Origin of the sequence: Georgenia faecalis (genome assembly GCF_003710105.1) — a bacterium.
GTDB lineage: Bacteria > Actinomycetota > Actinomycetes > Actinomycetales > Actinomycetaceae > Georgenia_A > Georgenia_A faecalis.
Window position 1 is genome coordinate 3,060,104 of sequence record NZ_CP033325.1, and the last position, 12,190, is coordinate 3,072,293.

Here is a 12,190-nt window from a genome sequence, read left to right on the forward strand (position 1 = left end):
GCGAGGACCGGCGACGGGGTCAGAGCGCGAGCAGCCGGGCGAGGATGTACACCGGCGTCCCGGCCACGAGGAGCGGGAGGACTGCCGCGGCCAGGGCGGGCAGCAGCCGGCCCGAGGACGGGAAGCGGTCGAAGAGCACGTGCGTGGCCGAGGTGAGGATGCCGGCGGCGAGGCCCGCTGCCAGGCCGACGACGACGCCGACGTCGTCGATCAGGTACCCGGTCACGAGGCCCGTGACGCCGGCAAGCAGGGTGGCCGCCGTGGCGCTGAGGGTGTCGGAGACCGGCAGGGCGGTGCAGGCAGCGGCCACCGCGAGGGCGGCCGCCGCGGTGACGACGAGCGCGGGGGCGAGCGGCGATCCGGCGAGGGCGAGCCAGCCGGTGGACGAGGCGACGACGACGCCACCGGCCACCACCCCGGAGATCGACTCGACGAGGCGGGGGCGCCCGTCCCGGCGGAGCATCTCGTGGACGAAGGCGGCGATGACGGAGAGCGCGACGACGACGGCGACGTCGCCCATCGTGCCCGTGAGCTCGACGGTGGCGATCGCGGCGACGGCGATGGCGGCGATGACGACGCCCGCCCCGCGCGGGGCGGGCAGCCCGGTCAGGCGGGGCCAGCCGGCCGCGAAGACGAGGGCCAGCGGGGTGACGAGGACGAGGAGCGCCTCACCGGCGAACGCCCCGGCCAGGGCGAGGAGGGCGGACAGGACGGCGGTGACCACGCCGCGCGTGGAGCTCCCCATCATCGGGCACGACGGCGGGCGCGGGGGCTGGGCACCCGAGGATTGTCCCAGACCCGGCGGACCCGCGTGGGACCGGCCGCTGGGGGTCCCGAGGGGCCGCGGCACCCCGTCCCGGTCGGTGCTCGGGGGACGTCGGTGTCCAAGGCGCGTCACGTCGCGCAGAACGCGCCGCACTGCCCACTAGGGTGTGACCGTCCCAACGGGAGGTGCCATGGCAGGACTGCTCGTGCTGACGTCGGAGCAGCACGGTGCCGCCGCTGTCCTGCCTTCGCTCGCCCTTCTCGATCACCACGCCCGCCTGGCGCCGATGACGGCGTCGGCGCTCGTGGACCTGCCGGAGGTCGACGTCCTCGTGGTCGACGGCCGCCGCGACCTCGCAGGGGCGCGGTCGCTGTGCCGCCTGGCGGTGACCACCGCCGTCGGCGTCCCGATCCTCCTCGTCCTCACCGAGGGCGGTCTCACGGCGGTGTCGGTGTCCTGGGGCGCGGACGACGTCGTCCTCGACACCGCCGGTCCGGCCGAGCTCGCGGCGCGGCTGCGGCTGCTCGGCGACCGCACCGACGCCACCGGCGAGCCGGCGGAGACGGCGCTCGTCGAGATCGGTGAGCTCGTCATCGACGCCGGCGGGTACACCGCGCGGGTGCGCGGCCGCATCCTCGACCTCACCTACAAGGAGTTCGAGCTCCTCAAGTACCTCGCCCAGCACCCGAGTCGCGTCTTCACCCGCGCACAGCTGCTCCAGGAGGTGTGGGGGTACGACTACTACGGGGGCACCCGGACGGTCGACGTCCACGTCCGGCGGCTGCGGGCCAAGCTCGGCGTGGAGCACGACCACCTCATCGGCACGGTGCGCAACGTGGGCTACCGGTTCGACCCCCCGAGCCGGCACTCCGCCCACTGACCATCCCCGGCGGCCCACCCACCGCAGAGCGATCAGCCCATCGCGCTCCGCGGCCCGTCGGCGTACAGTGGGAGCGCGACGTCGGGTCTGGAAGCCCCGGGCTCCAACACAAGCCGCTACGAGCGGCCTTCGCGCCGACTGGCGCTTTTCGGCCCGGCGTCGCCCCTACTTCCCCTCCGCGAGGACGCGCCGGCAGGGGCTGCGGACCGGCTCCCGATCCGCCGGGGCCCGGACCGCGCGAGTGTCATGTGTCCACGCCCGGCACCCCCGACGGCGAGCGGTCGCCGGTGGCGATAAGGTTCGCCGCATGATCACCTCTACGCGGTCCTCCCGCCTCACGCGCGCCCGCCGCGCCACCCTCGTCCTCGCGCCCTTCGCGCTCGTCCTCGCGGGCTGCTCCGGCAGCAGCGTCCTCGAGCTCGAGGTGGGTGACTGCCTCCGCAGCCCCGACCTCGAGGCGGAGGAGGTCAGCACCGTGGAGACGCTCGAGTGCAGCGAGCCGCACGACGCCGAGGTCTACGCCGAGCTGACGTTCGACGGCGACGAGTACCCGGGCACCAGCACCGTCCAGGCGGACAGCGAGGAGTTCTGCCTCGCCGAGTTCGAGCCCTACGTCGGCATCGCGTACGAGGAGTCGGAGATCTACATGACGACGATGTACCCGACGGAGGAGAGCTGGGACCAGGCGGACGACCGCACCGCCCTGTGCATCCTGCTCCCCCAGGAGGACGTCACCGAGTCCCTCGAGGGCGCGGCGTACTGACCCCGCACCTCCCGCGAACGCGACACGCGGCCGGCACCCCTGGGTGCCGGCCGCGTGTCGCTGTGCGGGGTGCTCAGCCGAAGCGGCCGGAGATGTAGTCCTCCGTCGCCTTCTCCTTGGGCATGGAGAACATCCGCTCGGTCGCATCCATCTCGATGAGCTTGCCCGGCTTGCCGGTGCCGGCGATGTTGAAGAACCCCGTGGTGTCCGAGACCCGGGCCGCCTGCTGCATGTTGTGGGTGACGATGACGATCGTGTAGTCCTGCTTGAGCTCGGTGATGAGGTCCTCGATCGCCAGCGTGGAGATCGGGTCGAGCGCGGAGCACGGCTCGTCCATGAGGAGGACCTGCGGCTCGACGGCGATCGCGCGGGCGATGCACAGGCGCTGCTGCTGACCGCCGGAGATCGACGAGCCCGGCCGGTCGAGCCGGTCCTTGACCTCGTTCCACAGGTTCGCCCCGCGCAGGGCGCGCTCGACGAGGTCGGCCGCGTCGCCCTTGCTCATCCGCCGGTTGTTGAGCTTGACGCCCGCGAGGACGTTGTCGGCGATGGACATCGTGGGGAACGGGTTGGCCCGCTGGAAGACCATGCCCACCTGACGGCGCACCTCCACGGGGTCGACGTCCGGGCCGTAGAGGTCCTGGCCGTCCATGTAGGCGTGGCCCTCGACCCGCGCGCCGGGGATGACCTCGTGCATGCGGTTGAGCGTGCGCAGGAACGTGGACTTGCCGCAGCCGGACGGCCCGATGAGCGCCGTCACGGACCGCGGCTCGATGACCATGTCGACGCCTTCCACGGCGAGGAAGTCGCCGTAGTAGACGTTGAAGTTCTTGACGTCGATGCGCTTAGACATGCGTGATCCTTCGTGGGCGGACGAGCGGTCCGAGGGCGCGGGTGGCGTTCATCAGCGCATGCCCTTCGGGGAGAAGACCCTGCTCACCAGGCGCGCCACCAGGTTGAGCAGCATGACGATGATGATGAGCGTGAGGGCGCCGGCCCAGGCGCGGTCGGCGCTCGCGCCGCCCTGGGCGTACTGACGGTAGACGTAGACGGGCAGGGTCGCGATGCGCCCGTCGAAGGCGTCGTAGTTGGTGTTGTTGGTGATGCCCACGGTGATGAGCAGGGGTGCCGTCTCGCCGATGACCCGGGCGATGGCGATCATCACGCCGGTGGTGATGCCGGCGACCGCCGTGCGCAGGACGACCTTGACGATGGTCAGCCACTTGGGGACGCCGAGGGCGTAGGCCGCCTCACGCAGCTCGTTGGGCACGAGCCGGAGCATCTCCTCGACCGAGCGGACGACGACGGGCGTCATGAGCACGGCGAGGGCCACGCCACCGATGACCGCCGACTTGTAGGCCGGGCCGAACACCGTGAGGAAGATCGAGAAGGCGAAGAGGCCGGCGACGATCGAGGGGATGCCGGTCATGACGTCGACGAGCACGGTGATGGCGCGGGCGAGCTTCCCGCGGCCGTACTCCACGAGGTAGATGGCGGTGAGGATGCCCAGCGGGATCGAGATGACGCTGGCGATGCCGGTGACGTAGAGCGTGCCGATGATCGCGTGGTAGGCGCCGCCCTCGGCCATCTGCCCGAAGATCCCCACCATGTCGGAGGTGAGGAAGTCCCAGCCGAACCGCCGGCCGCCGTCGGCCACCACCGTCCACACGAGCGAGACGAGCGGGACCATGGCGACGAGGAACGCCCCCGTGACGAGCGTCGTCGCCAGCCGGTCCGTGGCCCAGCGACGCCCCTCCACCTGCCAGGAGACGGCGGTCACGGCGACCACGTAGACGAGGGCGCCGATGAAGACCACACCGGCGATCGTGGGCTCGGCGGTGAGGGCGAGGAAGCCCGCCGCGAGCACCAGGGAGGCGGCGAGGACGGCCCACGGCGCCCACGTCGGCAGGCGGCGGGACCGGATACCGAGATCCGTCGTCGTGGCCATCAGTTGGCTCCGGAGAACTCGGCGCGGCGGGCGATGATCCACCGGGCGAGGAGGTTCACCCCGAAGGTGAGGATGAACAGGATGAGACCGGTGGCGATGAGGACGTCGACGCCGGTACCGCTCGCCTCGGGGAACTGGCTGGCGATGTTCGCCGCGATCGTCTGGTGCTGCCCCGGCTGGAGGAGGAAGAGGTTGATGGCGTGCCCGGGCGACAGGACCATGAGCACGGCCATCGTCTCGCCGAGGGCGCGGCCCATCCCCAGCATGGACGCGCTGATGATGCCGGAGCGGCCGAACGGCAGGACCGCCTGGCGGACCATCTCCCAGCGGGTGGCGCCGAGGGCGAGGGACGCCTCCTCGTGGAGGCGGGGCGTCTGCAGGAACACCTCGCGGATGGTCGCCGTGATGATCGGCAGGACCATCACAGCGAGCACGAGGCCGGCCGTGAGCATGTTGCGGGCCGGGGCCTGGTAGTCCGTGAAGAGCGGGATCCACCCGACGTTGCGCGCCAGCCACTCGAAGAGCGGGTGGAGGAGCGGCTGCAGCCACTGGATGCCCCACAGCCCGAAGATCACCGAGGGGATGGCGGCGAGCAGGTCGACGAGGTAACCCAGCCCCTGGGCGAGCCGGCGCGGGGCGTAGTGGGAGATGAACAGGGCGATGCCCACGCTCAGCGGGACGGCGACGACGAGGGCGATGGCCGAGGAGAGCACCGTGCCGAAGAGCAGGGGCCAGACGTACTCCCACAGGGTGTCGCCCTGCATGAAGCCGACGTCGGCGAGCTGCTCGCGGGAGGCGACCAGCGCGGGCCACGCCCGGGCGAGCAGGAACAGCGCGACCGCGGCGAGGATGCCGAGGATGAGAAGTCCGGCGCCGGTCGAGATCCCGGCGAACACCCGGTTGCCGAGCCGCCCGGGCGTCCGGGCGGGCCGGACGGTCGAATGAGCTCCGCTCGGGGCGGCAGGTGGGGCCGCTGCGGCCACAGGTCCTCCGTGCGACATCGGTTGCTGGTGATGGCGGGCGCGGGCGGGTCGTCCCCCTCGGGCTGAGAGGCCGACCCGCCCGCAAGGTTAACCCGTCAGCCGGCCGCGGCGATCTGGCCGAGGGCGGCCGTGACCCGCTCGCGCAGGTCGGCGGAGATCGGGGCGGAGCCGGCGACGTCGGGCGAGGACGCCCGCTCCTGGCCCTCCTCGCTGGCCACGTAGGTGAGGTAGCCGGCGACGGCGGCCGCCTCCTCCTCGGTCTCGTAGCGCGAGCAGGCGATGGAGTAGGAGACGAGGACGATGGGGTACGTCCCGGCCTCCTCCGTGTCACGGGCCAGCTCGATGGTGAGCTGCAGGTCCGTGGCGCCGTCGGCGGGCGGCGAGACGTCCACCACAGCGGCCGCGGCCTCCGGGGAGAACGGCACGAACTCGTCGCCGACGCCGACGGCGACCGTCCCGAGCCCGCCGGCGCGGGAGGCGTCGACGTAGCCGATGGTGCCCTCGGCGCCGGAGACGACGTCGATCATGCCGGAGGTCTGGGCGCCGGACTGGGTCCCGCTCAGCGGCCAGGTCTCGACGGCGCCGTGCGGCCACGCGTCGGGGGCCGCGGCGGCAAGGTACTCGGTGAAGTTCTCCGTCGTGCCGGAGTCGTCGGATCGGTTGACGGGGATGATGCCGAGGTCCGGCAGGGCGACGCCCGGGTTGGTCTCCGCGATGGCCGGGTCGTCCCAGGAGGTGATGTCGCCCGCGAAGATCCCGGCGAGCGTCTCCGGCGTGAGGTTGAGGTGCTCGGTGTCGACCGAGGGCAGGTGGTACACGACGGCGATGGGGCTGATGTACAGCGGCAGCTCGATCGCCTCCCCGCCGTAGCAACGCTCGGTGGCGAGCTCGAGCTCGTCGGCGTCGAGGGGGGCGTCGGAGCCCGCGAACTGGACCGTGCCGTTGAGGAACTGCTCGCGCCCCGTGCCGGACCCGGTCGGGTCGTAGGTGACGGTGACGCCGGGGTTGAGCTCGGTGAAACCGGCGATCCAGCCCTGGACGGCGGCCTCCTGCGAGCTCGCGCCCGACCCGGCGAGGGTGCCCGAGAGCTCCGCGGCGCCGTCGTCAGTGGTCCCTGCGGCGTCGGCGGCGTCCCCGGACCCGCACGCCGCGAGGGTCAGCGCCAGGGCGCTCATCGCGGCGGCTCCCGCCGTGCGGCGGCTACGTGCATGCATCACGTTCGTCCCATCCCTGTGTCGGAAGAGCCGGCTGGGGGCCGGCCGTTCCCGACGGTAGGGAACCGAGGTGACGCCGAGGCGGGCGCACGGTGAACGCAGGGTGAACGAGTGGTCTCGGCGGCGCAGGAGGGGTGGGGAGGAGGCGGGCTACCTGCCCGGGACGGGCGGGCGGTGCTTCTCCAGGGCGACGACGGCAGCCCCGCGCCCCGGCCGGCGCGCGACGTGGACCACGAGCACCTCGCCGGTGCGCAGCCACGGGTCCGACTCCGGGACCATCTCCATGATCCGGTAGGGCGTGCGCTTGGCGATCTCGTCCATGACGGTGGGCAGGACCGGCCGGTGCGTGCAGATCGCCACCGGCGCGGCACGTTCGGCGACCTCGCGGTCGACGATCGCCCGCACGCCCTTGGGCTTTTTCGCGTGGGCGTCCTCGGTGAGGGCGGGGTCGAGGCCGACGTCGATGCCGGCCGCCTGTGCGTAGGGCACGACCGTGCTCACGCACCGCTCCCACGGGCTCGAGATCACCTGCTCGACCCCGAAGGCGGCGAGCAGGGGCACGAGCGCGCGGGCGCGGGCCTCGCCTACGCCGGTGAGCGGGCGGGTGAGCTCCCCGCCCTTCCAGGCGGACCGCTTGCGGGCGCGCGCGTGCCGCACGACGACGATGGTCCGCGTCCGCAGCCGCTCGTCCTGGTGGAGGTCGAGCAGCACGCCGAGCGGGTCCCGGTCGCGGTCGTGCGTGAGGAGGGTGCGCGCCTCCTTGGCGTCCACCCAGCGCGCCGCGTCGATCTCCCGGGGGTCCGCCGGCTGCACGGCCGGCCGCGCCGCGAGCGCCGGTGCACCGTCCTCGACCACGGTCGCCGTCCAGTAGTGCGACTCCTTGACGCGCCCGTCGGCGAGCCGGTAGCGCACCGAGGGCAGCGGCTGCCCGAGGGCGACGGCGACCCCCGTCTCCTCGGCGACCTCCCGGACCGCGCACGCCGCGAGCGTCTCGCCCGGGTCGAGCTTGCCCTTGGGCCAGGACCAGTCGTCGTAGCGGGGACGGTGGACGAGGAGCACCTGGAGGCGTCGCTCGTGCACACGCCAGACGAGGGCACCGGCAGCCTGGACCGCCGGGGGCGTCGCGCGGCTCACCGCACGCGCCGCCGGGCGCGGGCCATGAGGATCTGCTGGAGGTCGTCGAGCGGGCGACCGTCGTCGTCGACGGCGTGGCGGACCCATCCTCCGTCCGGACCGAGGTGCCAGCTCGACGTCGTCGGGGCCATGGACAGGTCGAGGAGAGCGATGAGCGCCTCGACCTGCTCCGGCTCGGCGATGCGGACGAGGACCTCGACGCGGCGGTCGAGGTTGCGGTGCATGAGGTCGGCACTGCCGATGAGGACCTCCGCCTCGCCCCCGCCGTCGGCGAAGGCGAAGACGCGCGCGTGCTCGAGGAACCGCCCGAGGATCGAGCGCACCCGGATGTTCTCGCTGAGCCCGGGGACGCCCGGGCGAACGGCGCAGATGCCACGGACGACGAGGTCGACCTGCACCCCCGCCTGGCTCGCGCGGTAGAGCGCGTCGATGATCGACTCGTCGACGATGGAGTTGACCTTGAGCTTCACCCACGCGGGCTTGCCCTCGCGGTGGTTGGCCACCTCGCGCTCGATCCGCTCGACCAGGCCGGTCCGGATGGAGCGGGGCGCGACGAGGAGGCGGCGGAACCGCGAGCGCGGCGCGTACCCGGAGAGCTGGTTGAACAGGCGCGTGAGGTCCTGGCCCACCTCGGGGTCGCAGGTGAGGAGCCCGAGGTCCTCGTAGCCGCGCGCCGTCTTGGGGTTGTAGTTGCCGGTGCCGATGTGGCAGTAGCGCCGCAGCCCGTCGACCTCCTGGCGCACGACGAGCGAGAGCTTGCAGTGGGTCTTGAGCCCGACCATGCCGTAGACGACGTGCACCCCGGCCTGCTCGAGCTTGCGGGCCCACGAGATGTTCGCCTGCTCGTCGAACCGCGCCTTGATCTCGACGATCGCCAGCACCTGCTTGCCGGCCTCGGCGGCGTCGATGAGGGAGTCGACGATCGGGGAGTCACCGGAGGTGCGGTACAGCGTCTGCTTGATGGCGAGCACCTGCGGGTCCGCCGCCGCCTGGGCGAGGAACTGCTGGACCGACGTCGAGAACGAGTCGTAGGGGTGGTGGAGGAGGACGTCGCGCTGGCGGATGGCGGCGAAGAAGTCCGTCGGGGTGGCGCTCTCCACCTCGGCGAGCGCCCGCGGGGTCACGGGGACGAACTTGGGGTACTTGAGCGCGGGGCGGTCGAGGTCGTGGATGTCGTTGAGGCCGGTGAGGTCGAGCGGCGCGGGCAGCTCGTAGACCTCCAGGTCGGCGACCGCGAGCTCGCGCACGAGGAGCCGGCGCACGTGCGGGCTGACCCCCTCGGCGAGCTCGAGGCGCACGGGCGGGCCGAAGCGGCGGCGGACGAGCTCCTTCTCGAGGGCCTTGAGAAGATTCTCGGCGTCGTCCTCCTCGACCTCGACGTCCTCGTTGCGGGTGACGCGGAAGCTGTGGTGCTCGACGATCTCCATCCCGGGGAAGAGGGTGTCGAGGTGCTCGGCGATGACGTCCTCGATGGGGACGAAGGACGTGCGGTCGGCGTCGTCGGGGGTGTCCCTGGGCCGGTGCGGGCGCCCGGAGGCGTCGACGGCGATGAACCGGGGCAGCAGCGGCGGCACCTTGACGCGGGCGAAGTGGTTCTTGCCCGTCGTGGGGTTGCGCACGACCACGGCGAGGTTGAGCGAGAGACCGGAGATGTACGGGAAGGGGTGCGCCGGGTCCACGGCGAGCGGCGTGAGCACGGGGAAGATCTGCTTGCGGAAGAACTTGCGCAGGCGCTCCTGCTCGCTCTCGGAGAGCTCGTCCCAGCGCATGAGGTGGATGCCCTCGGCCGCGAGCGCCGGCTTGATCTCCTCGGCGAAGGTGCGGGCGTGCTCCTCGTGGAGCTCGTGGGCGCGCTCGCTGATGGCCTCGAGGACCTGGCGCGGGGAGAGCCCGGAGGCGGCGGTGACGGCGAGACCGGTGGCGATGCGCCGCTTGAGACCGGCGACGCGGACCATGAAGAACTCGTCGAGGTTGGAGGCGAAGATCGCCAGGAACCACGCCCGCTCGAGGAGCGGCTGGGAGGGGTCCTGGGCCTGCTCGAGGACGCGCTGGTTGAAGGCCAGCCAGCTGAGCTCACGGTCGGCGAAGCGGCCCTCGGGCAGCTCGGGGAGGAGGCCGTCCTCGGGGGCGTCGCTCGGGTCGGCCTGCTCGATGAGCTCCGTCGCGCTCACGCTCACTCCCTCGGTTCGGAGCTCGCGCTCGTCGACGGTCGCGGTCGCCGTGCGCGACCCGCCGTCCTCGTTCTCGGTCCCGGCAGAGGTGCCGGATCCGTCCCCCGCGAACCGTCCGTCGGCCCCGCGGGGGTGCTGTGCCTCGAAGTCCGCCCTCGTCATGGCCCCATCGTGGCATCTCGGGCGCCGTGCCCCCACCGGTACTGCACGTCCACGCCCGCCCGCCGGAACCCGGCGCGCTCGTACGTCCGGCGCGCGACGGCGTTGTCCCCCTCGACGTAGAGGGTCGCGCGGCGCAGCCCGCGGTGGGTCATCGCGTCGAGGGCGACGGCGGTGAGCCACCGGCCGAGCCCGCGCCCCTGGGCGGCGGGGTCGACGCCGACGGCGTAGATCTCGCCCTCGTCCTCGCCGGGCACGACCTTGACCCACATGGAGGCGAGCAGGCGGGCAGGGTCACCGGACTCGTGCGCGAGCCAGAGCATCGCGGGGTCGAACCACGGCTCCTCCTCGCGGGCGCGGACGTCGTCGACGGTGAGCCGGCCCTGCTCCGGGTGGTCGGCGAAGGCGCGGGCGTTGAGCGCCACCCAGGCCGCCTCGTCCTCGCCGGGCACGAAGGTCCGCAGCCCGACGCCGTCCGGCGCGGCCCGCTCCGCCCGCTCCCCCGGGCCGGGGTCCAGGGGGGCGTCCGGCGCGGGGAGGTCGAGGGCCATGAACCACAGCTCGCGGGTGACCTCCAGGCCCGCGGCGCGGGCGAGGGCGCGCGCGCCGGGCAGGTCCCCGTGGGCCCAGACGGCGGGGCCCGCGGAGTCGCCGGCGGCGTCCGCGGCGTCCTCCGTGCCGACGGCGGGCCCGCCGTTCGCCGTCGGGCGCAGCGCCTCGAGCAGCCGCCGCCCGACGCCGCGGCGCCGGTGGTCCGGGTGCACCACGAGCTCGGCGCTGCCGCCGTCGTCGACCTGCGCGTACCCGAGCACCTCCGGCCCGTGGGCCACCCACAGGTGGCGCACGCCCGGGGAACGGTGGCGGAGGGCCAGGAGGCCCTGCTCGGAGACCGGGGCGACGCCGTCGCGCCGGGTGGCCTCCGCGAGGAGGGCGAGGACGGCAGCCGGCGTCGCGCCGGTGAGCGGACCCTCGGTCACCGCGTACGCGTCGGTGGCCACGTCAGTCGAGCTCTCCGGCGCGGGCCAGGTCGGCCGCCGCCTCGAGCTCCTCGGCGGTCGCCAGCAGGGCGCCCGCGCGTCGGGTCACCTGGCGGGCGAGGTCGTCGTCGGAGTCGGCGATCCAGTCGGCGTCGAGCGCGGCGCCCGTGGCGACGACCCGGAAGAACGACGCCGCCCGGTCGAGCGCGACGTCGAGGTCGCCCTCGTACACACCGGCGAGGACGGCGTCGGCGGTGCCGCGGACCTCGTCGGGCCCGGGCGGGTCGGCGACGCCGGCGATCACCCCGGCGACCTCCGCGCGCTGCATCCCCAGGCGGAAGCGCTCGGCGATGGTGCGCGGGTCGCGGCGGACCCACTCGCGCAGGAGGTAGAGCCGCCACAGCGCCCCGGGCAGCGTGCGCGCCGGGCTCTGCGCCCACAGGGCGGCGACGACGTCGAGGCCCTCGGCGTCGACGAGCGCGATGAGCCGGTCGACGAGGGCGCGGTCCTCCGCACCGTCCCGGCCTCGGCGCAGGAGCACGGCGGCGGTGGTGTGGGCCGCCTCCGATCGGAGCGCCGGGTCGACGTCGCCGACGATGCGGTCCGCGGTCTGGGCGTCCAGCATCGCCGGGCGTCGTGGCCGTCGCTCCATGTGCCTCCTCCTCGTTCGCGGTTCCGGGCGTCTCACGCCCGGCGCGCCCCCATTTCACCCGATACGGCCCGAGATTTCGACCCCCAGGCCCCGCTCGACGCGCGACGGGGCGCGCTGGGGCCCCGGCGCGGGGGCACCACGGGGCCGGTACCGGGCCACGCTCGGACCCTGCGCCCGGCGCGCTCGAGCCCCGAACGGGGCGCGGCGTAGCCCGCCTCAGTGGGTCAGGACGGCTCGTCCTCGGTGCGGAAGCCGACGACCTTGTGGCTGCCGTCGCAGTAGGGCTTGATCCCGGACGCCCCGCACCGGCACAGCGCCACGGTCGCCCGGCGGCGCGGCGCCGGCTCGCCGGAGGCGAGGAGGATCTCCACGTCGCCGCGCACGAGCAGCGGGCCGTCCGGGCAGGCCGTGATGCTCGCCCATCCACCGGTCACCGGCGGGGTCCACGACGCCGCCTCCTCCGCGGTCCCGTCCCCCGGGGCGCGGTCGGCGCCGTCCGACGGCACGGGAAGGGCGGCGGGCACGTCGGCCACCTCGCAGGGC

At 73.6% G+C, this 12,190-nt stretch carries 12 protein-coding genes; 2 read left to right on the top strand and 10 right to left on the bottom strand.

Annotated elements, in window-relative coordinates; all coding sequences use genetic code 11:
* Positions 1 to 19: 19 nt before the first annotated feature.
* Positions 20 to 748: a hypothetical protein gene (locus EBO36_RS13410; RefSeq protein WP_164471477.1), complete on the bottom strand. Its 729-nt coding sequence runs from the start codon at positions 746 to 748 to the stop codon at positions 20 to 22.
* A gap of 208 nt (positions 749 to 956) precedes the next feature.
* On the opposite strand from EBO36_RS13410, the gene EBO36_RS13415 reads away from it, so the two are divergent.
* Together EBO36_RS13415 and EBO36_RS13420 are read left to right on the top strand one after the other, a co-directional pair.
* Positions 957 to 1,646, top strand: a complete 690-nt coding sequence (locus EBO36_RS13415) for a response regulator transcription factor (protein WP_122825061.1) — start codon at positions 957 to 959, stop codon at positions 1,644 to 1,646.
* Positions 1,647 to 1,953: 307 nt separating this feature from the next.
* Entirely contained in the window at positions 1,954 to 2,409 is a 456-nt protein-coding gene (locus tag EBO36_RS13420; RefSeq protein ID WP_122825062.1) for a septum formation family protein, read from the top strand.
* 73 nt (positions 2,410 to 2,482) lie between these two features.
* Here EBO36_RS13420 and pstB read toward each other — a convergent pair whose 3' ends face one another.
* The 9 genes from pstB to EBO36_RS16055 form a co-directional block, all read right to left on the bottom strand.
* A complete protein-coding gene (pstB, locus tag EBO36_RS13425; protein ID WP_122825063.1) occupies positions 2,483 to 3,262 on the bottom strand; it encodes a phosphate ABC transporter ATP-binding protein PstB in 780 nt (259 codons plus the stop codon).
* Between the two features lie 51 nt (positions 3,263 to 3,313).
* Positions 3,314 to 4,357, bottom strand: a complete 1,044-nt coding sequence (gene pstA / locus EBO36_RS13430; protein WP_122825064.1) for a phosphate ABC transporter permease PstA — start codon at positions 4,355 to 4,357, stop codon at positions 3,314 to 3,316.
* Complete coding sequence (gene pstC / locus EBO36_RS13435; protein WP_122825065.1) at positions 4,357 to 5,358, bottom strand: phosphate ABC transporter permease subunit PstC; 1,002 nt, start codon at positions 5,356 to 5,358, stop codon at positions 4,357 to 4,359. Before pstC ends, pstA begins: the two co-directional genes overlap by 1 nt.
* Positions 5,359 to 5,435: 77 nt before the next feature.
* Positions 5,436 to 6,554 carry a phosphate ABC transporter substrate-binding protein PstS gene (gene pstS, locus EBO36_RS13440; RefSeq protein WP_122825066.1) on the bottom strand — a complete coding sequence of 373 codons (1,119 nt, stop codon included), beginning with the start codon at positions 6,552 to 6,554 and terminating at the stop codon, positions 5,436 to 5,438.
* A 150-nt stretch (positions 6,555 to 6,704) separates the two neighbouring features.
* On the bottom strand, positions 6,705 to 7,688 hold the full coding sequence (locus tag EBO36_RS13445; protein WP_277602257.1) for an NUDIX hydrolase: 984 nt from the start codon (positions 7,686 to 7,688) through the stop codon (positions 6,705 to 6,707).
* Positions 7,685 to 10,021, bottom strand: a complete 2,337-nt coding sequence (locus tag EBO36_RS13450) for an RNA degradosome polyphosphate kinase (RefSeq protein ID WP_241237117.1) — start codon at positions 10,019 to 10,021, stop codon at positions 7,685 to 7,687. The genes EBO36_RS13445 and EBO36_RS13450 overlap by 4 nt, the downstream gene beginning before the upstream one ends.
* Entirely contained in the window at positions 10,018 to 11,016 is a 999-nt protein-coding gene (mshD, locus tag EBO36_RS13455) for a mycothiol synthase (protein ID WP_241237116.1), read from the bottom strand. The genes EBO36_RS13450 and mshD overlap by 4 nt, the downstream gene beginning before the upstream one ends.
* Position 11,017: 1 nt before the next feature.
* On the bottom strand, positions 11,018 to 11,647 hold the full coding sequence (locus EBO36_RS13460) for a hypothetical protein (RefSeq protein WP_241237115.1): 630 nt from the start codon (positions 11,645 to 11,647) through the stop codon (positions 11,018 to 11,020).
* 224 nt (positions 11,648 to 11,871) lie between these two features.
* Entirely contained in the window at positions 11,872 to 12,081 is a 210-nt protein-coding gene (locus EBO36_RS16055; protein ID WP_241237126.1) for a CDGSH iron-sulfur domain-containing protein, read from the bottom strand.
* Between the last annotated feature and the right edge of the window lie 109 nt (positions 12,082 to 12,190).